Origin of the sequence: Paenibacillus sp. DS2015 (assembly GCF_050433705.1) — a bacterium.
Taxonomy (GTDB): Bacteria; Bacillota; Bacilli; order Paenibacillales; family Paenibacillaceae; genus Paenibacillus_AQ.
On record NZ_JBNPWS010000040.1, the window covers coordinates 24,119 to 45,904 of the forward strand.

At 42.5% G+C, this 21,786-nt stretch carries 18 protein-coding genes and 1 pseudogene; 12 read left to right on the forward strand and 7 right to left on the reverse strand.

What is annotated here, in order from left to right; genetic code table 11:
• The first annotated feature begins 30 nt into the window (after positions 1-30).
• The 4 genes from J2T13_RS23445 to J2T13_RS23460 all read left to right on the forward strand — a co-directional run bounded on the left by J2T13_RS23445 (position 31) and on the right by J2T13_RS23460 (position 4,437).
• Positions 31-903 carry a UbiA-like polyprenyltransferase gene (locus J2T13_RS23445; RefSeq protein WP_429374835.1) on the forward strand — a complete coding sequence of 291 codons (873 nt, stop codon included), beginning with the start codon at positions 31-33 and terminating at the stop codon, positions 901-903.
• Between the two features lie 212 nt (positions 904-1,115).
• A complete protein-coding gene (gene murQ / locus J2T13_RS23450; protein WP_429374837.1) occupies positions 1,116-2,009 on the forward strand; it encodes an N-acetylmuramic acid 6-phosphate etherase in 894 nt (297 codons plus the stop codon).
• Between the two features lie 35 nt (positions 2,010-2,044).
• Entirely contained in the window at positions 2,045-3,484 is a 1,440-nt protein-coding gene (locus tag J2T13_RS23455) for a PTS transporter subunit EIIC (RefSeq protein WP_429374839.1), read from the forward strand.
• A gap of 107 nt (positions 3,485-3,591) precedes the next feature.
• Entirely contained in the window at positions 3,592-4,437 is an 846-nt protein-coding gene (locus J2T13_RS23460; protein ID WP_429374841.1) for a MurR/RpiR family transcriptional regulator, read from the forward strand.
• A gap of 78 nt (positions 4,438-4,515) precedes the next feature.
• Here J2T13_RS23460 and J2T13_RS23465 read toward each other — a convergent pair whose 3' ends face one another.
• The 5 genes from J2T13_RS23465 to J2T13_RS23485 all read right to left on the reverse strand — a co-directional run bounded on the left by J2T13_RS23465 (position 4,516) and on the right by J2T13_RS23485 (position 9,935).
• Positions 4,516-5,496: a polyprenyl synthetase family protein gene (locus J2T13_RS23465; protein ID WP_429374843.1), complete on the reverse strand. Its 981-nt coding sequence runs from the start codon at positions 5,494-5,496 to the stop codon at positions 4,516-4,518.
• A 4-nt stretch (positions 5,497-5,500) separates the two neighbouring features.
• A complete protein-coding gene (locus J2T13_RS23470; protein ID WP_429374844.1) occupies positions 5,501-5,962 on the reverse strand; it encodes a hypothetical protein in 462 nt (153 codons plus the stop codon).
• Between the two features lie 159 nt (positions 5,963-6,121).
• Positions 6,122-7,996: an FAD-dependent oxidoreductase gene (locus tag J2T13_RS23475; protein WP_429374845.1), complete on the reverse strand. Its 1,875-nt coding sequence runs from the start codon at positions 7,994-7,996 to the stop codon at positions 6,122-6,124.
• A 53-nt stretch (positions 7,997-8,049) separates the two neighbouring features.
• Positions 8,050-8,949 (reverse strand): FMN-binding protein, encoded by a 900-nt coding sequence (locus J2T13_RS23480; RefSeq protein ID WP_429374846.1) that lies wholly within the window; start codon positions 8,947-8,949, stop codon positions 8,050-8,052.
• A gap of 335 nt (positions 8,950-9,284) precedes the next feature.
• Complete coding sequence (locus tag J2T13_RS23485) at positions 9,285-9,935, reverse strand: phosphatase PAP2 family protein (protein ID WP_429374848.1); 651 nt, start codon at positions 9,933-9,935, stop codon at positions 9,285-9,287.
• Between the two features lie 187 nt (positions 9,936-10,122).
• On the opposite strand from J2T13_RS23485, the gene J2T13_RS23490 reads away from it, so the two are divergent.
• The 4 genes from J2T13_RS23490 to J2T13_RS23505 all read left to right on the forward strand — a co-directional run bounded on the left by J2T13_RS23490 (position 10,123) and on the right by J2T13_RS23505 (position 14,042).
• Positions 10,123-11,538 carry an ATP-binding protein gene (locus J2T13_RS23490; RefSeq protein ID WP_429374849.1) on the forward strand — a complete coding sequence of 472 codons (1,416 nt, stop codon included), beginning with the start codon at positions 10,123-10,125 and terminating at the stop codon, positions 11,536-11,538.
• 126 nt (positions 11,539-11,664) lie between these two features.
• Positions 11,665-12,882, forward strand: a complete 1,218-nt coding sequence (locus J2T13_RS23495; RefSeq protein ID WP_429374851.1) for an MFS transporter — start codon at positions 11,665-11,667, stop codon at positions 12,880-12,882.
• Positions 12,883-12,962: 80 nt separating this feature from the next.
• Positions 12,963-13,631 carry an oxidoreductase gene (locus tag J2T13_RS23500; protein WP_429374852.1) on the forward strand — a complete coding sequence of 223 codons (669 nt, stop codon included), beginning with the start codon at positions 12,963-12,965 and terminating at the stop codon, positions 13,629-13,631.
• Between the two features lie 30 nt (positions 13,632-13,661).
• Positions 13,662-14,042, forward strand: a complete 381-nt coding sequence (locus tag J2T13_RS23505) for a RidA family protein (RefSeq protein WP_429374854.1) — start codon at positions 13,662-13,664, stop codon at positions 14,040-14,042.
• A gap of 90 nt (positions 14,043-14,132) precedes the next feature.
• Here J2T13_RS23505 and J2T13_RS23510 read toward each other — a convergent pair whose 3' ends face one another.
• Positions 14,133-14,894, reverse strand: a complete 762-nt coding sequence (locus J2T13_RS23510; RefSeq protein WP_429374856.1) for a tryptophan-rich sensory protein — start codon at positions 14,892-14,894, stop codon at positions 14,133-14,135.
• A gap of 693 nt (positions 14,895-15,587) precedes the next feature.
• On the opposite strand from J2T13_RS23510, the gene J2T13_RS23515 reads away from it, so the two are divergent.
• From J2T13_RS23515 to J2T13_RS23525, 3 genes are all read left to right on the forward strand, one after another.
• Positions 15,588-18,668, forward strand: coding sequence for a DEAD/DEAH box helicase (locus tag J2T13_RS23515; protein ID WP_429374863.1), 3,081 nt, complete (start codon positions 15,588-15,590; stop codon positions 18,666-18,668).
• A 91-nt stretch (positions 18,669-18,759) separates the two neighbouring features.
• Complete coding sequence (locus J2T13_RS23520; protein WP_429374857.1) at positions 18,760-19,485, forward strand: hypothetical protein; 726 nt, start codon at positions 18,760-18,762, stop codon at positions 19,483-19,485.
• A 37-nt stretch (positions 19,486-19,522) separates the two neighbouring features.
• A complete protein-coding gene (locus J2T13_RS23525) occupies positions 19,523-20,440 on the forward strand; it encodes a M15 family metallopeptidase (protein WP_429374859.1) in 918 nt (305 codons plus the stop codon).
• A 154-nt stretch (positions 20,441-20,594) separates the two neighbouring features.
• Here J2T13_RS23525 and J2T13_RS23530 read toward each other — a convergent pair whose 3' ends face one another.
• Positions 20,595-21,362: a GTP pyrophosphokinase gene (locus tag J2T13_RS23530; RefSeq protein WP_429374865.1), complete on the reverse strand. Its 768-nt coding sequence runs from the start codon at positions 21,360-21,362 to the stop codon at positions 20,595-20,597.
• 186 nt (positions 21,363-21,548) lie between these two features.
• Here J2T13_RS23530 and J2T13_RS23535 point away from each other — a divergent pair.
• Positions 21,549-21,701: pseudogene (locus J2T13_RS23535) on the forward strand (YmaF family protein); the annotation flags it as partial.
• Between the last annotated feature and the right edge of the window lie 85 nt (positions 21,702-21,786).

The window sequence follows — 21,786 nt, forward strand, 5'->3', positions numbered from 1 at the left end:
TGACCCCATCATATGAACGGTGGAACTACGATGACAAGGCAAACCTTTTTTCATAAAACAAAACAATTTAGCGAACTTGTGATGTTCTCGCATACATTATTCTCCCTTCCCTTTGCTATCATTTCGATGGTATGGGCGGCTGGAGGATGGCCTTCGGCATGGGTGATGATATGGGGATTGATTGCATTAATTGGGGCTCGGAACGGAGCCAATGCCTTCAATCGACTGGCAGATCGTAAGTATGATGCGCAGAATCCACGTACAGCAGATCGCCATCTCCCTCAAAGATTGCTCCAGACGAGAGAAGTAACGATATTCGTTATCATCAATTATGTCATATTCATATGTGCTGCTTCGATGCTGAATCCACTATGTATGATCTTATCACCTGTAGCCATTGTTCTTATTACGGTATATTCATATACGAAGCGGTTTACTTGGCTTAGTCATCTCTACCTAGGTTTCGTCATTGCATCTGCACCGATTGGTGCCTGGTTCGCTGTTACAGGACAATTTGCCTTCACACCATTCGTGCTGGGGACTGTGGTTATGCTCTGGATTGCAGGATTTGATATTATCTACGGTACGCAGGATATTGAATTTGATCGAAGTCATGGGCTCTGGTCCATTCCAAGTTTCTTCGGATTAAAGACTGCACTGTGGATGGCCAAAGGGATGCATCTTGTCATGATGCTGCTACTATTATCCCTCTATTATGTTAGAGGTCTAAGCTGGATATACTTGATTGGTCTAGGTATCGCGGCTATTCTCCTCATGACGGAACATGGGATCATCAGGCCTAGTAATACTAAATTGATGAAAGTAGCATCCTATAACTTAAATCAAGTCATCAGTATGGTTATTGTTTTCTTTACGTTGATTGATTTCTTCTTTGTTGGCTAGGTATGAATATAGCGATCACGATAAAGGATCACTGGAGAGTTTTTCTTCAGTGGTTTTTTTTTTATGTGGAGGGGCAAAATGTATATTGGATAATAGTGCTAACATGATATGATATATTATTTTAAAAATAGATAAATAAGTTGAAATATTATATCGGAAATAGTATTATATTAAGTATAAAACGGTTTCATACATCAAAGGAGTTTTTCAATATGTTAGAGAATTTGACAACTGAGACAAGAAATCAACGAACAATGCATTTGGATCAAATGAGTGTATCCGAATTGCTTACCGTGATGAATGAAGAGGACGCTAAGGTAGCCGGAGCAGTCAAAGAGCAAATCCCAAATATTGCGAAGGCGGTTACTGCTATTACGGGATCGCTACGTCGCGGAGGACGCCTTATTTATGCGGGGGCCGGTACGAGTGGTCGAATCGGATTGCTGGATGCCGTTGAATGTCCTCCTACCTTTGGAACATCATCGGAGATGGTGATTGGCCTCATTGCAGGGGGAAGCAATGCTTTTATTAAAGCGGTGGAAGGTGCAGAGGATCGGGCAGAACTGGGAGCTGCAGACTTACAGAGCTTAAACCTTACGGCGGAGGATGCTGTAGTCGGAATCGCAGCGAGCGGAAGAACGCCTTATGTGATTGGATGTCTGGAGTATGCGAGAAGCATGGGGGCAGTGACGATCAGCATCAGCTGTAATAAAGATGCAGAAATCAGCCGAAAGGCGGACATTTCCATTGAAGTTGAGAATGGGCCCGAAGTTCTGACTGGATCAACCCGGTTGAAAGCAGGTACATCACAAAAGCTGGTGTGCAACATGCTATCCACAGCCTCTATGATCGGAATTGGCAAGGTATATGGAAATTTAATGGTTGATGTCCAGCTCTCCAACGAGAAGTTGGTAGAACGGGCCAAGCGGATCATTATGGAAGCAACTTCGTGCGACCTGCAGACAGCAGAGAAAACCCTAGAACTGGCGGATCGTAAGCCGAAGCTGGCCATTCTAATGATTCTGACGAGCTGTACGTATGAAGAAGCGCTCGAGAAATTAGAACAAACACAAGGATTTATCGGCCCTGCGGTTAGTGATTTGTAAATAAAGTTGGAATGTCAGCATAGGAGGCCAAACAGATGAACAAGTATGAAGGAATGGCACAATCGATCCTGAATTCTATTGGCGGTTCAGGTAATATTGAGGAATTTACGAATTGTATGACAAGACTGCGCATCTCAATTAAAGATCACGGACAGATTGATGAGGTTGGTTTAAAGAAGGTGGATGGAGTACTCGGCGTGGTAGATGACGAGACTTATCAAATCATTCTCGGACCGGGTGTCGTAAACAAGGTAGCAGAGGAATTTGGAAAGTTGATCGAAACGGGGTCTATGAATGATTCTAACGAAGGGACGAAGATTCAGGAGAGTGCTGATATCAAATCTACTTTGAAAAAGAAAAACAATACACCTTTTAAAAACTTTTTGCGTAAAATCGGTAATATCTTCATACCGCTTATTCCGGCCCTTGTTGGTGCAGGTATCATTAATGGGATAGCCGGTCTGCTGAACAATCTGATTACCTCGGGGAACGATGCTGCATGGCTAATCACCCTGCAACCCATCCTAGGGGTTATCGGCTCCGCCTTCTTCGGTTATCTGACGATCTTTGCCGGAATTAATGCAGCCAAGGAATTTGGCGGAACACCGTCACTCGGTGGGGCGGTCGCCGCTATCATTGTTGCTCCGGCTGTTGCTAATATTACTTATATCTATCCTTTTTTCGGCGAAATTAAACTAAACGCGGGACAAGGTGGTATTATTGGGGCGATCTTGGCGGCTGGGCTTATCTCGGCCGTAGAGAAATTTCTTCGCAAACGGGTTCCGACTGCTATCGATATTATTGTTACACCGACACTCTCACTCCTTCTCGTAGGTCTGGTGACTGTATTCCTCTTGATGCCAGTAAGTGGCATTATATCTCAAGGTATCGGTGACATCACAATCTGGTTGTTGGCACATGGTGGACCTTTAGCAGGATTCTTGCTCGCTACTTTGTTCCTTCCATTGGTCATGTTCGGTCTGCATCAAGCGCTCATTCCAATTCATGCGGAATTAATCACTCAAGTTGGATATACGGCGCTACTCCCTATTCTAGCGATGGCTGGAGCAGGTCAGGTCGGTTCGGCTATTGCAATCTATCTCAAACTGAATAAAAACTCAAGATTACGTAATTTGATCAAAGGAGCACTACCAGTTGGTTTCCTTGGGATCGGAGAACCTCTAATATACGGAGTTAGCCTTCCCCTCGGACGACCGTTTATCACAGCATGTCTAGGTGGTGGTTTCGGTGGAGCTTTACTAGGACTGTTCGCTATGACGGATCGTTTTGTCGGTACTGTAGCCATAGGTCCATCGGGTCTAGTCCTAATTCCTCTTCTTAAAGGTGAAATGGGATATGGTGCAACCGTGCTGGTTTATTTGTTAGGATTAATAATCTCCTATATTGCCGGATTTGTATTAACATACTTCTTTGGTTTTACAAAACAGATGCTCGTGGAGCATAATAAGGATTAGAAACTTATGATGATTAGGCGGGTTCCTGAAATACTTCGCCAAATCTTATCTGTCAGAACGGGTGGGGTATCGAACCACCCGTTTTTGCATGGAGAAGGGGGATTCAAATGACGGGAAGCATTGTGTTGCAAATGGAGACGATGCTGGCAAAGTTGCCAGCATCGGAGCGCAAGGCGGCCAGATATATTTTGGACGAGCCTGAGGAGATCTCTAAGCTAAGCATTCACACCCTTGCAGAGAAGGCAGGAACGAGTGCTGCAGCGATTACCCGGCTGTGCCGCTCCCTCGGATTGATGGGATTTCCAGATTTAAAGGTCCGTCTATCCATCGATAATGCAAAACCGCAAAAGCCGGGTTATTACGATATCGAGCGCGAAGAAACGGTTCATAATGTGATTCGCAAAACGGTATCGAACAGCCAGCAGGCGATTCAAGATACGATGCTACATTTACAGCCGGAAATGATTGAACAAGTAGTGAAACACTTTAGTGAAGCTTCTGTGATTTATATGTATGGTGTAGGAGCATCTGCTATCGTGGCAGCAGATGCAGCTCAAAAGTGGCTGCGCCTCGGTAAACTGGCATTCGCCCTGCAGGATGAGCATCTCATCGCCGCCGCGCTGGCAAGTGCCCCACCTCATGCCTTATTCATGGGTGTCTCTTACAGCGGAAATACCAGAGAGGTAGTCCAACTCTTTCGGACCGCGAAGCAATATGGCGTCTGTTCCATTGGTCTGTCCCGGTTTGGCAGCCACAAGATATCCGAATTGGCGGATATGATGCTGTATACGCCATTAGCCCCAGAGGCTACGCTGCGAAGCGGGGCAACCAGTTCTCGCTTGGCTCAACTGGTTGTTATTGATATCTTATTTTTTGCATATGCTTCTACGCAATATGAGGAGACGATTACCAAGTTGGGGCGTACTCATCAGGCGATCTCATTTCTTAAATAAATCTTGAAATTCTGTCACAAGAAAGATCACATTGCTCTCACTGAGGTGGGTAGCTTTGTGATCTTTTCTTGAGCTTATTCAAGACTCTCGCTTTGAGAAATATTGCAATAGTACCTTTAGGTCCTGATGTGCTGGATACGAGGATAGTTTATCTATGATATCTTGAGCTTGTGCCAGATACTGCTGGCTTAGCTGTTCTGTCATTTCTAATGCACCACTGGACCTTATAAGCTGCAAGACGTTATCAACCTCTTCAGGAGGTGAATCTGCATGTATGGCACGGATGTGGGGCGACAACTCGGGCATTTGTAAAGCATACAAGACGGGAAGTGTAACTTGACCATGAATTAGATCATTTCCTGCCGGTTTACCTAACATTTCGGGTGTTTGCGTGAAATCAAGTACATCATCTTGAATTTGGAAAGACATGCCAACACTCTCACCAAATTGATAGAGTAGTTCAGCAACCTCAGGAGGTGTTTCTGTAGAGAGAGCTCCAACCCGTAGACATGTGGCAATTAATTGAGCGGTTTTATTTCTTGACTTCTCAAGATACTGCTCTAGTGTGAGGTCGTAATCATACTTATGATCCAACTGCTCATATTCACCAAGACAGAGTTGAGCGGTTGAGATGGCAGATAAATCATGCACAAAGCGTTCTTTATTACTAGAATGCATAGAGAGAAGTTCGATGACACGAGCTGACATGTAGCTGCCAATATGGACGGCTTCTGCTACGCCTGTCTTCGTGTGAAGAGCTGGTTGACCACGGCGCATATCTGAATGATCGATGATATCATCATGGATGAGTGATGCCGCATGAATGAATTCAGCAGCAGAAGCAAGTTTCATTTGAAGCTTTCCGGAGTTTTTAGTACCGAACCGACTTCCTACGATGACCATAATGGGACGGATTCTTTTGCCACCAGATCGAATGAGTGTAAGGATACTCTGGGATAGCATAGAGGAAGAAGGAACATCCTTATCCTGTTTCACGATATTCTCGATATCCTGATTAATACGGTTTAAGTTAATGTTAAGAGCAACGTGTAAGTTCATAGCGCTAACCCACCTGTTCTATAGCCTTACAGGCTTGATGGTGTTGGAATTCAAGATTTAAGAACTGTTCCAAGTAGGTGAATAACGACTCTTCATTGGAATGTCCTTCAGCACCTCTGATTTGCCATTTCTTGATGCGGGGTGCCATATATGAGATCAGGCCGTGCTCATCAAATTGAATTGCCAGTTGAATATAGAGACTGTATAAGTAATCGCCGTCAAGTATTTTGCGTGTGAGATCAGGGTCAGTGTAACGACAGTCTTGATGACGTTTAGTTGCCATTGACAACACGGTATATAGCACTAATAGATGTATTTTACGCTTATACAGAAAGTCATAACTATTCAAAAGAGAACTCATATCGAGCAGATCGGTATGGTCTATGATATCCATCTTAATTCCGGCCGTGGGTGAGCATTCGGCCTGAAGCAAGCGTAAGGTTTCATTCATAAGTTGTGCGTTCATAAGCTTCACCCCTTGGAATCGGTTCTGTAGTCTTTATTACCTTAGAAATAAGGAGAGTAATGTACAATGACTGCACATTACTCTAATTTGTTTATCTGGTTGAAGGTGATATTATCTTCAATTGCAACGTATTATCACCTACGACAATCATTCTATGAATTAATCTGTAAAGAGGTACCATCGCCGTACTAATGGTATCTTTTTCCACTGTTTCTTAAGCCAAGGAAGGACATAGTAGTCAAGACCAAATATGCTTCCTGCGCCGCCGATTGTAGCAATGGCAGCTGTTACATACCAGAGCATTTCGTAAGGAGCCATACCGGATGTATAGATCATGACGCCCATTCCGATGGTAGCAATCGATGAGATGGCTGTGAACAGACCCAGAATGAGTAGAATACCGAATGTAATCTCTGCAAGCACCATACCGGCTTGGAATATTTGAGCTAGGACAGTATAGCTACCATCTGTATGGTAGAAGAATATGTCCATGAATGTATTCATTAGACTCGTAACGAAACCAGGAACAGGTAATGCGGTCAACGTCTCTCCAGTTGAAGCAACAGCAGATGCTGCAGTCTGGGCATCTACCGCTTGAGCAACATCGTTTATAGCTTCGCTGGCTGCGGACGTGGCATCTATCAAAGGAGAAGCTGGAATCAGGAATATGCGAGAAGGCTCCTCTATAATTTTACCGAGTTTCTCCCAGCCCTCATGGAACCACATCCACCCTAAGTAGATCCGAAGGGGGACAAGCCAGAAATTTGGAGAGCGCTTCGAGAAATGACCACCTAAAAAGCTTCTACGATTCTCAACATGGAAGAATTCATGCATCATATACGACCATACTTTATTAAAGCCAGCAACCGTGGATAAGTAGAACATATTGATAAAGTGCTTAGATAATAACGCCATAAATCCAGTGAGCATGAACATTTTGCTAGGCATCCCTACATTAGCTACGCCATAGCGACTACCAATGGATACCATGGTACCGTGGAAGGTAGGCTTGTAAGATTTCTTATCCTTACCCGTTACATCAGCATGAATGTTGTGTGCAATGATTGGAGCAGCGGCTTCAGCATTCTCAACCATTTGTGGAACTGGACGAGTCTCACCTTCAGGAATGAAAAATATATTGTCTCCGACAACATAGACATTCTCGTGATCTAAGCTTTGCAGCTTATCATTGGTAGAAATACGTCTGCGGCCTTCTTGTTTCACATCCAATGTGCCAACAAGATCAGAGCCTTCTACACCGGCAGTCCATACAATCGTATTGGCTGCAACTTGTTGATCACCCAGCATAACTGCTGTCGGTTCAACACCTGTGATTTTGGCGCTCGTAATAATCTCTACACCCATCTTGCGTAGATGCTTCTCTGACTTAGCAATAAGCTTATCTGGAAGAATCGGTAGAATCTTAGGAGCCATATCAGCTACAACTAAACGAACATCCTTAGGTTCAATGTAGAACTCTTTGCATAACTCATCGCGGAACTCAGCCATTTCACCCACGAGCTCAACACCCGTGAATCCAGCACCTACAACAACAAAGGATAACTTTGTTTGGCGAATAATTGGATCGGCTTCCTTAGCTGCTTCACTGAACATGTTACGAATCTGTCGTTTCAAGCGAACCGCATCGTCGAATGACCACAGTGAGAAAGTATTCTCTGCTGCACCTGGAATTCCGAAGAAGGTAGGTTTACTACCTGTACCGATGACTAAGTAGTCATAAGCATAGGTTGCTTTATCAGACTTCAGTTTCTTGCCTTCGAAATCGATATTTTGAATCTCATCAAGGACTACATCTACCTTTTGATTCGCAAAAATTTTCTTGAGATCAATCTTGACAGCATCCTCAGGTGTGCGATTAGCAGCGACCTCATGAAGTTCTGTTAATAGCGTATGATACGGGTTGCGGTCAATCAGTTGGATTTCAATTTCATCATTTTTCTTGAATTTATTGGCAAGCTTTTTGGCGGTAAGAACACCGCCGTAGCCTCCGCCTAAAATGACTATTTTTTTCACTAAAGTTCACCTCGGTTATGTCGGAAATATGATTCAAAGATTAACAATAATGATTACTTCGCACCTTCAAGTGCTTTTTGAGATAAGGTCACGAAATCCGTTACATGAATAGTCACGCCTGTAATGGCATCTGTTTTGCCTTCGTCATTAAGTGTGATGGCTGCTGGGTCTTGTTTCTCTATAAGGAAGGCTTGAGCTGTTTGAGCCTCTTCATGCCATTCAGCGACAGATCCGCCTTTTTCTTTCATGCCATATTTACCATCGATGGAGTAGGCTTGTTTGTCATCGCCAGCTTCATTAACACCGCTAAAGAAAGCATAAATAATTTTGCCGTTAGCAACCGTCAGGTCAACCGTGGATTTCCAACCGGAATCAGCATCGAATTGGTCACCCTCAGCATGGTACGATCCGTCTTTGTAAGTACCTGGTTCAATAGGACCTGCATCTAGAGCTTTTTTAGAAAGATTAGCTAAGTCGTTAACATGAATGGATACGCCAGTGATTGCATCTGTTTTGCCTTCGTCATTGAGTGTAATGGCTGCTGGGTCTTGTTTCTCTATTAAGAATTTCTCAGCAGTCTCTGCTTGCTCATACCACTCGGCTTGCGCTCCGCCTTTTTCTTTCATGCCATAGTTACCTGCTTTATCTACTGCTTTTTTGTCAGGGCCACCCTTACTGCTTACAAAATTCCAATCTGCTGTAGCAATCTTGCCATCTTTAACCGTAAGAACGATATAAGGCTTCCATCCACTATCTGCATCAAACTCACCTTCAGCATAGTAGGAGCCATCTGCATACTTACCAGACTCTTCAGCCGCCGCTGGTGCTGTCGTATCGGAAGTTGTTGCAGGTTCAGTAGTGACTGGAGCTGCATTATTCTCCTCTTTACCGCATCCTGCTAACATCCCCACTAGCAATAAACTACATAAAAGTACTGACCATTTCTTTTTCATTTGTATTGACCTCCATTTTTTTCTTGAAATATATATATTAAAATGTTGCGTTGAACATTTTAATAGCGTAAATGTATTTAATTACCTAAAATGTTAATCAATCTAAGTTATGTATTTAATATATTAAAATATTAAATATGAAATATTAATGTAATTCTCGATGAAATCATAACATATATAACCACCAATAAATGTGAAATAAATCACAATGTTTGACGAAAAAATATTTACTTTTAGGGGCATTTATTTCTTAGCAGGATCATTATAACAACTGCTGGGGAGTTGGGGGAATGAAGAAAGACACATACAAAAGGAGGATTACTCTCCTTTCGTCATTAATTGTATCTCTCGTACCATTTGGTGCGGGCCCTTTCGCGTAAACTTATGGTGGCTTGCATGGAGAGTATGACGGCTTCGCTGAGTAGAATGGCACCCAATGCATCATAGATAACATGCTGTTTAATCATAAAAGTGGAGGCAATGATCGTAATAGAGCAAATAGAAATAATGAATTTATCACGAGCACGAACAAATTTTGAAGTCCAAGCGGCTCTCATGACGAGGTAGGAGTGAAGAGAGTGAATACTGGGGAAGCAATTGTAGGGCAGATCCTGACTATAAATATATTTGACTATAAGAATATCCCAGCTGTCGCCTATAAGGATAGGGCGTGGAACGGTCGTCTGGAAATAATAGTAGATTAGATAGCAGAATATCAGGCTAATATTCATAGTAAGTAATGTACGTAAGTACGTCTGGCGGTCTTTCCAGCACAAAAAGGCCATGGTAATAAAAATAAACGGATACCACCCTAAATAGGCGACCCCCATGCTAGGAATGAGTGGAATCATGGAATCAATAGGGGATTCAAGAATAAAGGCAGCGTGAGATCTCTTATTCAGTAGGGTATAGAATATACCCATTATGCCAAGTGATGCTAGAAGGCTGAGGGATTTTAGATATGTTCTAATAGATTGGATAAACACTTACAGAACTCCTTTAAGTAAAGTAGTTCTATCATAACAATTATATTTATAATGTAAACAATCAAAATTTGAATAAGAAGGATAATTCGAGGATATCTAGCTTTCTTATTGATCAGTTCAATGAAATCTCTGAATACATCATGGTATAATATTAGCGAACGAATGTGATGAATAAGGAGTGGAGTGTATGGAGTTTGTTAAGATGCTATTTGTGAATACTTCCATATTAGTAGCCGTGGCTTACGTAGCTAATTTAGTATATAAATATATTCTGAATCGTACTTCTGCACGGGTGAAATACATTTGCATGGTGCTATTGGCCATCTTTTGTGGATGGGTGAGCATTGTATATGGTTATCGTTTAACAGATACCGTTATATTTGATCTTCGTGTATTGCCCTTAATTGTCGCAACACTTACGTTCGGAGAGCCCTTCACGTTGATTATCATTGGCACGGGCATTGGGTTGTCTCGACTAGCCTTTGGTATTAATGACGCTTCTATTGTAGGTTGTTTTAATTTGTCTCTCCTTGGGTTCGTAGCTGCAGGAATAAATATATGGATGAGAAAGAAGGGCTTTTCTCTTATTAAAAGAGGCGTTATAGCCATTTTCTCCATTAATACAATAAATGCGATTGTGATCTCGGTCGTGGGTGTGACCCCTTTTCGTTTGTACATATCTGAAATTATTCCAATAGTTTTGCCTTTAGGTATCTTTTTAAGCATTATTTTTTGTCTTATCTTACGTGATTTTCATTTAGAGCAGTTGCGAATGGTACAAGTCAAGCAGAACAACGTCTTGCTCTCTAAGCAAGCGGAGGAATTGCAGAAGGCAAAGCTTATACTGGAGGAACGTGCGGATCAGCTAATGCGTTCATCCCAATACAAAACAGAGTTCCTAGCAAATATGTCACATGAACTACGTACACCCTTGAACAGCATTATCAATCTAGCCGAGATTATTAGTGATAGAGATAGTACTAGATCTCCAGATGAGAATGCGATGTACGCCAATATTATTTATAAGTCGGGTCATGACTTGTTGAAATTAATTAATGATATTCTGGACTTATCTAAAGTCGAGGCTGGACAGCTCGAAATCGTGAGTGAAGATATGAATATTAGTGAGATTCCTGAATTGATTCAAATGCAGTTCGAGATGGTCGCAGAGAAGAATAATATTAGGTTTGAAATTACCATAGATGATTTGCTTCCAGGAACGCTTTATTGTGATCCTCAGCGTGTCCAGCAGATTCTAATTAATTTATTATCTAATGCCTTCAAGTTTACGAATGAGGGTAAAGTAACGTTAGATATTTACAAGATACATCAGGAGGAGCAGGGGAGTGAACATTTAGACTGGATTGTGTTCTCCGTAACAGATACAGGTATTGGTATTTCGCAGGATAAGCATCAGATTGTTTTTGAAGCTTTTCAACAGGCGGAAGGATCGATTAGTCGCAATTATGGTGGAACCGGACTAGGACTATCCATAAGTCAGAATTTAGCACATTTGTTAGGGGGGGATATACAGATGGAGAGTGTTGAAGGAGAGGGCAGCACCTTTTCATTATATTTACCATTAAATCATATTGACAGATGACAATGTGCGTGTAGAATGGGAGCCATGAAAGATTCATAGCTATACAGCTATCAAAAGGAGTGTATCCCCATTCGTACGGCTTCTAAGGGAAGACAGCGACGTAAATTTTCGGTTCAACGTAAACATTTGTTCATTGCAACGTATGAGGGTATACCCTCAACCATTTTTCAGGTACTTCTGGGTGGCCCTTTTCTGACTGGATATTTATTATATTTAGGGGCGGGTGCGAATGTAATAGGATTTGTATTAGCAATTACGACTTTGGTTAACATTGCGCAAATTTTTATTGCATTTATGATTCAGAGATTAAAAAGTCGTAAATGGGCGTTTGTTATTTTTGCATCTCTCCATAGGTTATTATGGAGTGCTACGGGGCTGATACCCTTTCTATTCCCCAAAGAATGGTGGGTGCCCGTATTTATTATAGTTTACTTCTCAGCTTTTATGGCGAATGCGGTAGGCGGTGTGATCTGGACATCTCTTATTAGTGATATGGTACCTGCGGCGGTCAGAGGAAGATACTTTGGGATTCGTAACACGCTCTTAAATGCTCTTGGAAGCCTCACGCTATTTATAGGTGGGAGAATATTAGATGATTATCCTGGAAGCGTGGCATTTACAATTTTATTTAGTGTAGCAGGATTTTTTGCGATTTGTAATATCGTGATGTTCTGTTTTTATCCAGATGTTCCTTTTGAGCGCTCGGTAGAAAGTCGGTTCCTACCTATGCTAAAGAGGCCGTTACATGATGCTCCTTTTATGAAATCAACTATTTTTCTTGCTGGATGGTTATTTCTGCAAACATTAATTGTGCCTCTGTATTCTTATGTCATGTTGGATTTATTACAGATAAGTTATAAAAGCGTATCTTTACTTACCGTCATTCAGACGGTGTTCATGATGGCTAGTTTTTATATTTGGGGAAATTTGAATGTCAGATTCAGCAATAAAATACTCTTATTCTGGACATTACCCCTTATTGCAGCGTCTTGTCTTGCATGGGGATTTCTTGCCATTCTTCCTATGATGCTAGTGTTAGTCGTAGTACATATATTATTGGGCGTTGGGGTAGGTGGATTTAACCAGCTAGCATTTAACTTTATCATTGGGGATACGCCTAAAAGTGAACGGCCCATGTTTATCGCCATGTATTCAGCAGTAACAGGTCTTACTTCTTTTCTTGGACCATTAATAGGTGGGCAAATATATAAATTGATGAATGATTGGCCGATATGGATTCAACAGTATGGATTTCAAACGGCAGTAGGTGTCATGATGGTAGTAGTTGCTCTAACGTGGGGGCGTCGTATTCTTAAAGAGGATGTTCAAAAAGTCAGCTATTGATCAAGAATTAGCATAAGTCGACTTTTAAAGCACACATTTAAATAGTTATAAAGCGCTTCATAATTGTCTAGGAGGAATATATGGGATTCCAAGCTATGGTGCTAGGAGCTACGGGCTTAATTGGTGGATCCGTGGTCAAAGAATTATTAATCCGTGAGGAATACGATGAAGTAAAGGTGTTGGTTAGGAGGCCTCTAGCAATGGAGCATCCCAAGTTAACTCAGATTATTCTGAATTGGGATGAATTGGATCAGTATGGGGATGCCTTCGTAAATGTGCGAGATGTGTTCTGTTGTCTAGGGACAACAATTAAAAAGGCGGGATCTCAGGAGAACTTCCGTCAAGTGGATTTCGAATATCCTCGCCTTGCAGCTGAGTTGGCCCAACAGGCTGGAGTTCATCAATTTCTATCTGTATCTTCTATGGGAGCTGATCCGGCATCCCGTGTTTTTTATAGTCGTACCAAAGGGGAGCTTGAAGCGGCACTCACGGAAGGGAAGTTACCTTCGGTTCATTTATTTCGTCCGTCGTTGATACTAGGTGTACGAGAAGAGAAGCGTTTTGGGGAAATGATCGGAGCGTGGTTCATGACGAAGTTCGACTTTTTTTTTCGGGGTAAGGCTTTGAAATACCGAGCTATACCCGCCAAGACAGTGGCACATGCGATGGTAAATATTGCAGTGACGGGTACGCTAGGGGTACATATTTACCCAAATGATGTTATTCATGTACTAGGACTGGTACAATAAAAAAAGTGAATTATGAAAGGGGAAATACAAATGAGTAAACAGGCGATTTCAACGAATTCTGCTCCTGGAGCCATTGGACCTTATAGTCAAGCGATAGAGGCAGGGGGCTTCGTCTATACATCAGGTCAATTAGGACTTATTCCTGAGACTGGACAATTTGGTGAGGGTGTTGAGGAGCAAACACGTCAATCTCTTAACAATGTTAAGGCTATATTAGAAGCCGCGGGTGCAAGCATGGATCAAGTGGTTAAGACTACTGTGTTTCTAAAAGATATGAATGATTTTGTAGCTATGAATGAAGTATATAGTTCTTTTTTCTCCGAACCGTTCCCTGCAAGAAGTGCCGTTGAGGTAGCACGTCTGCCTAAAGATGCATTAGTAGAGATTGAAGTTATTGTGGTGAAGAAGTAGTCGAGTCGTAAGGAAAAGAGGGTAGGCCAAGGATAATCACCTGGCCTACCCTCTTTTTGGTGGTTAATCGTCTCTTTTCAAAAGAGAGCGTTAATCACGATCCCGATTACGGATAAAGAACAGCCATAGAGCATAAATGACCATAATTACAGCGATGATAGAAGCAGTGAGGAAGACATTCTCAACTTCTCTCTGTTTAACTGCTATTGCAATGTACGCCCACACAAAGACTAAGGGGATGGCACTATCTCGATAAGGAAAACTGATCAGGATCGCTAGCACTGCTCCTACACAGAGCATGATGATAGCCCATGTGATATCGCTAATCCCAAAAGCACTCCACTCATTTTTGCTAAGAACGATCGCTACATTCAGAATAGTCGCTACGCAGATCCAACCTAAGTATAGACTGAAGGGTAACTTCACGAGCCAGAATTCACCTGGTGTAGGGTAGACGATGCGTCGCGTCCGAGTATATAAGACAATAAGGGTGAGTAGCAGTAGAACCATAACAACGACAGAAAGCTCAATATACAGATACTGCCATAATAACAGCCATGTAATATTAAGAAGGCAACTAATAATGAACCAGATTCCTACAGATTGTACTGAATCACGACTTGTATTCGAATGTCTGAACTGATAAATCACAAATCCAGCTAGCAGGATATAGATGAGAGACCAAATGGAGAAGGCATATCCAGCAGGTGTTATATAGGTAGGATACATATCTGAGATATCCGCTGTTTTCCGTTCTCCTAGTAGGGTAGTTGTGTTGACTAACACATTGATGAGAATCATCGCTAGAAAGGCAACGAGATTCCACCACTTGTAAACATTCTTTTTTAACATAAAAACTAGCCTCCTATTCATTAATAAGGATAGATAGATTGAGTTAAAGTTTACACATGTCTTTAATTCATTCTATAAAGATAGATTGAGTTAAAGCTTACACATGCCTTTAATTCATTCTATAAAGATAGATTGAGTTAAAGCTTACACATGCCTTTAATTCATTCTATATAGATAGATTGAGTTAAAGTTTACACATGCCTTTAATTCATTCTATAAATAGATTGTTTCCATAATGTTGGACTTACTATAATGTATACCCAAAGATTTGAGGAAAGAACATGCTAGAGGAAAAAATGGTTATCGGATTTTATGTTACTTATCACTTTGGTTGTTATTAAATCTGTGGCTATGGTATGATAAGTAGTGCAGATTGAACCTTAATTAATGTTTATCTGAAATGAAGATATTCGTTTTTGATGTATTTATATAGATTGAACTAAAGTTTATAATTCCCAAGTTCTATAGATTTTATAGAAAATCAATCATATAGGGTTCGTCTTTAGTTCATGCTATTTAACAATCAAAAGCCCACCTTTCAAGATAAAACTTAAGGTGGGTTTTTTACATTATAAAACCTTCTAAAGAGAGCATAATATTAATTAGACTTAAATTTAGTGGGTTTTATATATCCAATCTTTTCGTGTAAAGATGAAATTAAAATATGTGAGCGCAGAACGACAGGAGACAACGATGAATCAACCGCTATATGGCGTATGGCTAGGTGACGTATTTTTTTGCTTTTCCGGTGAGGTATCTGAGCCTAGAGTAGATGCTTGGAGCCGGGTTGTGAGACAACTTGAACTAAAGGGCGGATTCCGTCCTTTTGCAAATGCTACACTTCGATTAGCTGAGCTACGTTATCCATCTCCGACTTCGAGTCCGAAGGTGAACCGACGTGGTGAGAGGCGTCAATTGATGGGCAGAACACTAGAAGGGTTAGCGCTGTCTGTACAGGATGCTTTTTTGATGTTGCTTGCATGGGATGAGGAGACACTATTAGCGCAGGGTATTCAGACTGGTGCTGAGATGCGCTATTGGGTGAAGACAGCACAATATGCGTTAGAGTTTCTACTGCATGGACAGATTGCCCCGGGTACTGAACCGCTTATCACAGTGGGCTCTCGCAGAAAAAGCGAACAGGTAGTCACCGCTCACTGGAAGCCAAGGATGACAGAGAAATCGGATGAAGAACGTTTCTTGCAGCTTGCAAGCGCACTACCTCCACTGGCATTGAGCGTTCCTGCATTTGCTGGATTGGAGTCGAAAGAAGACGCTGGAGCAGCAGTGCTGCACTCATTCTTGAGTGGTATTATTCACCATGAAGTCAAAGATGTATTACAAGGTATGGAGGGGAAACTTTCTCGTTATATTGGCAACTATCGCCGTGGATATTCGCCGCTTGCGGAGTTGTGGTGGAACGGACTTCTGACGTCAAGTCGTGATCTTCCGATCCAGGGTTCCGCAGATGAGATTGGAGAGCTAAGAAGTGTTGTAGCCAGTATAGGCAATACTTCTGTCCCATACATCGGAAATGACGAGGATCAACCTCAGCAGAAGGGGCAACTCAATTTAGGTCTACGTATGGAGCCACGAATGCTGGAGGAAGAGCAGCGATGGTATGTGTCTTATTGGGCTGAGATTCAAGATGACTATGGGACTTGGTTACCCGCTCATTTCGTCTGGGGGAGATCCCAATCTGATCTGGACGTACGAGGTAAGACCTATGAAGCGTTACAGGAGCAATTCTTACTTGTATTAGGCGCTGCTGGAGAGATTTGCTTGGAGATTCAGGAGTCACTCATGAGCCCCGCTCCGGAGGGGATGCTGCTATCTCCAGAACAATTGTTTGACTTTGTCCGACGTTCGGTACCTTTGCTACAAGAAGTAGGTGTGAGCATTCAGTTGCCTTCACGTTGGAGTAGTGAACGGCGCCGGGTTGGATTGAGCTTAAAAATGTTGCAACCTGAAAGTAGTGAGGGAATGCCCTCAGCGCTTGGGATGGAGCATCTTGTCTCTTTTGAGGTAGAAGCAGCCCTCGGTGGGGTAATACTTACTCGAGAGGAAATGGCTATCCTTGCAGAAGCTGATATGCCTTATACGCAATTTCGTGGTGAATGGATTGAGGTAGATCTTAAGGAGATTAGACAAGTATTACGTTATATTAAGCGGCACGAGAAGGGTCAAATGGAAATGTCCGATTGGATGCATTTGGCCGCTGGAGATGGCGATGATCGAATGTGGAAGGGTCTCGCGGTCATGGGTGTGGAGACTGTCGGGATGCTATCTTCTCTATTAGAGGGGAATAGTTCACGTCGAATTCCAGCTAGGGAAGTTCCACCCCTACTTCATGGTGTGTTGCGTCCTTATCAAGAACGAGGATTTCAGTGGCTTTCAGCGATGCGAGATTTAGGCTTCGGAGTGTGTCTAGCCGATGATATGGGTCTCGGTAAAACCATACAAGTGATTACATGCTTGTTAGAGCGGATGACGAAAGAATCGGGTCCAGTACTTATTGTGTGTCCTACATCGCTGCTTGGGAACTGGCAACGAGAAATACAACGGTTCGGACCTGATTTGTCGCTTTACATCCATCATGGGAACCGTAGGCTTCATGGAGAACAGTTCCTAGAACAGACCACGAAACATCATGTTATTCTTACGACATATCATTTATCAGGTAGAGATAGTGTGGATCTAGCTCAAGTATCTTGGGAGTCTATTGTACTGGATGAAGCCCAATATATTAAAAATTACCGTACTAAACAGGCACAAAGTGTGATGCGCTTATCTGCACCCCACCGCATAGCTATGACGGGAACGCCTGTTGAGAATCGTTTAGGTGAACTATGGTCTATTTTTCAATTTCTTAACCCAGGTTACCTGGGCACATCGTCTTCCTTCCGCCATCGATATACATCAGGTGAAGGCGATGCTGGACGCCTACAGGAGTTGCATAAGTTGGTGGCTCCGTTCATGTTGCGCAGACTCAAGAGCGATCCAGATATACGCAAAGATCTTCCAGAGAAGATTGAGCTGAAATCCTATTGTACGTTGACCGATGTTCAAGGGGCGATGTATCAAGCTGTGGTGGATCAAATGCTGGTTCAGATCGAGCAACAATCAGGGATCGCAAGGAAAGGTCTAGTACTATCCTCACTAACTAAGCTCAAGCAGATCTGTGATCACCCTCAGTTGCTAGGTAAGGAAGAACACAGGGCTACGAAACAAGAAGCTTCTGGCAAAATGGAACGTCTACTGGAGTTGCTGGATAACATTGCTGAGAATGGGGAATCCGCGCTCATATTTACGCAATACGTAGGGATGGGGCACCTAATCGTATCTCGTTTGGCTGCTAGGTATGGCAAGGCTCCTGCCTTTCTGCATGGTGGAGTTCCACAACAAGAACGAGACGAAATGGTCCGTAATTTCCAAGAGGAAGAGGGCTCTGCGTTCTTCGTACTTTCTCTAAAAGCCGGAGGCGTAGGACTCAACCTAACCCGTGCAAATCATGTATTGCATTATGATCGTTGGTGGAATCCTGCTGTGGAGAATCAAGCAACGGACCGAGTATTTCGAATTGGACAGAATAAGAACGTCCAAGTACACAAATTGATCTGTCAGGGAACACTTGAGGAACGAATTGATGAGCTCATTGAGCATAAGAAATCACTTTCCGAACAGGTAGTAGGTTCTGGTGAAACATGGCTTACAGAGATGTCTGATAATGAGCTACGAGATCTTATTGCTCTTCAAGGTGAGGATTGGATGTAGTAAATGAACTTCATTTAGGAAGCGATATGGAGTCTCATGCAAGTGGAGAAAAGGAACGCACACTTTGGGCATAGAGGCTAGGAGGGCTACGGTGGCAGAAATGGAAGAAATAACAATGGATATCCACCCTGGCATGCTAAAGGGGACAATCACAGGTGCGCTCAATCCATCGATTGAACAGCCAATGAGTTATGATGTGAGTATACCCGTGGCGCCAATATCTGTAGTGACGAAAGAAGATATTCTTATAGGTCTAAAAAGTGTTCCACAGGATTTGTATTGTCTGTTACGAGGTTCCGTAGTGCCGTGGATTGAAGAGTTATTGCCAACAGTTGTAGAATTAATAATGTTACCTGCAACCTGCTCTTGCGGAGAAGCGAACTGTCTTCATGTGGAGGAATTTCGTGAATACGCGCAGCGAAACTTATCTGCAGACCCCGTGCAACGGTTAACGCTAATGGGATTGAAACGAAGTGAAATATTAACTGTGGTATTCGGATCTTGGGCATCTAGCATGTCCACCCACAATCAGAATATTGCAGTAATGGAGGCTTCTTTAGTACAGGAGAAGGGCAGAAGTGGTCCATCTCCTGGGGAATGGCTGTCGGAATCTGTAGAGCAAGGACGACTACATGAACCGGGGCCACTCTTCCAGAATTTCAGCCTTCGTCTAACTCCTGTACTGGATGAGAAGATCGTTCCTGATGATTGGACACCATTGCTTCAAGAAACTGTAGCAGTGCCGAAAGTACTTCGAATGGTTATGAAAAAAACGTCGGACAATGCAGAGAAACTACGCCGTAAATGGATGGAATAATAATGGAGAGTTAAACTTCATTGAAAGGAGATTCAAGATGAATTCAGACATAAGAAAGTCGAAAAACTGGAGATGGGGGGTATTCGCTGCTTTGATCCTACCTGCTATGCTATTAGCAGGTTGTGAATCAGATACGGAAGGCTCAGCACAGCAGGAAGGACAAGCTCTGCAATCTCCCGCTGAAAGTCAAGGGAATGAGTCTGTGGAGGCTCAGGGAGAAGGACAAGCTCTGCAATCTCCAGGTAATAGCCAAGGGAACGAATCTGTGGAGGGCCAGCTAGAGGGACAAGCTACTACGGTTATGGCTAAGCGAAGTGAGAGTTCATTGCAAGCTACGATAGAGCAAGGGAGTGGTGGGCGTACCATTGTAACCAATCCAGAGGCTGTTACCGTAATTGTGAATAAGCAGCGCAGTCTTCCTGATGGTTATGAACCGAACGATTTAGTAGAGCCGAACGTCCCTTTTTCCTTCGATGAACCTCATGAGAAGCGTCAACTGCGCAAAGAAGCAGCAGAGGCCTTAGAGGAACTGTTCGCAGAAGCGAAGTCAGATGGCATTGAATTACGTGCGGTATCTGGGTACCGTTCCTATGCTCGCCAAAAGTCTATTTATGAGAACAACGTCCGCACGAAGGGGGAAGAATATGCTTCTCGTGTAAGTGCCGTTCCAGGAATGAGTGAACATCAGACCGGTCTAACAATGGATGTATCAAGTCCAAGTGTGAATAATGCGATTGAGGAAGTATTCGGAGAGTCTGTAGAAGGTAAGTGGTTAGCAGAGCATGCAGCAGAGTTCGGCTTCATTATTCGTTATCTCGAAGGTAAAGAAGAAATAACAGGTTATGTATATGAACCCTGGCATATCCGCTACATAGGTAGAGATCTCGCGACTGATCTGGCAGCTAGTGCGTTAACGGCAGAGGAATATTTTGATGATGCCAATATTAAGTTGTAGTTAAACGAATTCATCTCGTTCCAAAGGTTCTGCTTCGGTTGTCGATATTGCAGTAGTATTCATGAACGTTTAACCTCTTATATAGTTCGATAAAAAAGCAGTTATCTTCTAGAAAGTAGAAGATAACTGCTTTTTTAATATAAGGAAGTACTTATCAGGTGTTTTTGTCGGGTCTTTTGTCGCTTATCATGATCACGTTGTTCTGTAACGTCTCTTGAGATTGGGTAAGAATTTCTTTCTGAATTCTGAGCATCTTCTGGTCGAGTGCTTCAGCAGCCACAGCAGCTTCTTTCAATTCATCAAGTACATGGGGTGGAACTTGCTTATCATACTTGTAGAATAGGATGTGTTCCATACTTGCCCAGAAATCCATAGCTAACGTTCTTAACTGAATCTCAACCTTGATCCAACGCGTCCCTTCAAGCGACTCCATAGGAACTGCGAGAATGACATGTAGACTCTGATATCCGTTAGGTTTAGGATGCTTAATATAATCTTTGACTTCCAGTACGCGGATGTCGGAACGCTGCTGGAAATGTTCCAGCAATCGGTAAATATCTTTGACAAAGGCACATACAATACGCATTCCAGCAATATCGTGAATATTAATTAGCATATTCTCTACGGTAAGGCTATACCCCTTGCGTTTCATCTTGTCAATAATACTCTTAGGTTCCTTAATCCGGACCTTAATATGTTCAATGGGACTATAGCCGTCTTGTTGTTTCAATTCTGTCTTAATCAGCTTAATCTTCGTCTGTAGCTCATCGAGAGCCAGTTGATATAACATAGGGAGCTTCTTCCACTCATTTAACTGCTGCAAAAGGTCATTGTCTAATTCCCATGCCCCCAGATCTTGTAAAGAAAGCTGATTGAGCACAACAGGGCTGTTTTCAAGTTCTTTCAATTGGTGTTCTCCTATAATTAAATTTATTTATGATAAGTCTATTTTACATGAAAAGGAGAGTCAGAAGCAAAAAAATGACAGCTGTTGTGTAGAATATAAAATGTACATAGCATTCGTTGAATGTCAGTTACGTAGCACTTATATAGGTTTACCTTAATATGATGTTGAGAAATCACATCATATTAAGGAGGCGTGTAGCGAATGCAGAAGCCCAAAAACATAATAAAGAAGAAAAAAACACCTTCCACTCGAGTACAGAGACATGTACATGAATTTGAAGGTAGCACTAAACTGGCTGAAGAAGGCGCAGATCGACACAACCATCGCTTTGCTGGTGTCACAGGGGAGTCTGTAAAATAGATTGTGTAAACTCCCAAATCTATTAAAATAGATATATAGGAAGGTTGGGGAGCACACATGGGATTATGGACAAAAGAAC

Coding starts and splice junctions, on each gene's coding strand:
- J2T13_RS23445 (WP_429374835.1), top strand. CDS start 31: ATGACAAGGCAAACCTTTTTTCATAAAACAAAACAATTTAGCGAACTT.
- murQ (WP_429374837.1), top strand. CDS start 1,116: ATGTTAGAGAATTTGACAACTGAGACAAGAAATCAACGAACAATGCAT.
- J2T13_RS23455 (WP_429374839.1), top strand. CDS start 2,045: ATGAACAAGTATGAAGGAATGGCACAATCGATCCTGAATTCTATTGGC.
- J2T13_RS23460 (WP_429374841.1), top strand. CDS start 3,592: ATGACGGGAAGCATTGTGTTGCAAATGGAGACGATGCTGGCAAAGTTG.
- J2T13_RS23465 (WP_429374843.1), bottom strand. CDS start 5,496: ATGAACTTACACGTTGCTCTTAACATTAACTTAAACCGTATTAATCAG.
- J2T13_RS23470 (WP_429374844.1), bottom strand. CDS start 5,962: ATGAACGCACAACTTATGAATGAAACCTTACGCTTGCTTCAGGCCGAA.
- J2T13_RS23480 (WP_429374846.1), bottom strand. CDS start 8,949: ATGAAAAAGAAATGGTCAGTACTTTTATGTAGTTTATTGCTAGTGGGG.
- J2T13_RS23490 (WP_429374849.1), top strand. CDS start 10,123: ATGGAGTTTGTTAAGATGCTATTTGTGAATACTTCCATATTAGTAGCC.
- J2T13_RS23500 (WP_429374852.1), top strand. CDS start 12,963: ATGGGATTCCAAGCTATGGTGCTAGGAGCTACGGGCTTAATTGGTGGA.
- J2T13_RS23505 (WP_429374854.1), top strand. CDS start 13,662: ATGAGTAAACAGGCGATTTCAACGAATTCTGCTCCTGGAGCCATTGGA.
- J2T13_RS23510 (WP_429374856.1), bottom strand. CDS start 14,894: ATGTTAAAAAAGAATGTTTACAAGTGGTGGAATCTCGTTGCCTTTCTA.
- J2T13_RS23515 (WP_429374863.1), top strand. CDS start 15,588: ATGAATCAACCGCTATATGGCGTATGGCTAGGTGACGTATTTTTTTGC.
- J2T13_RS23525 (WP_429374859.1), top strand. CDS start 19,523: ATGAATTCAGACATAAGAAAGTCGAAAAACTGGAGATGGGGGGTATTC.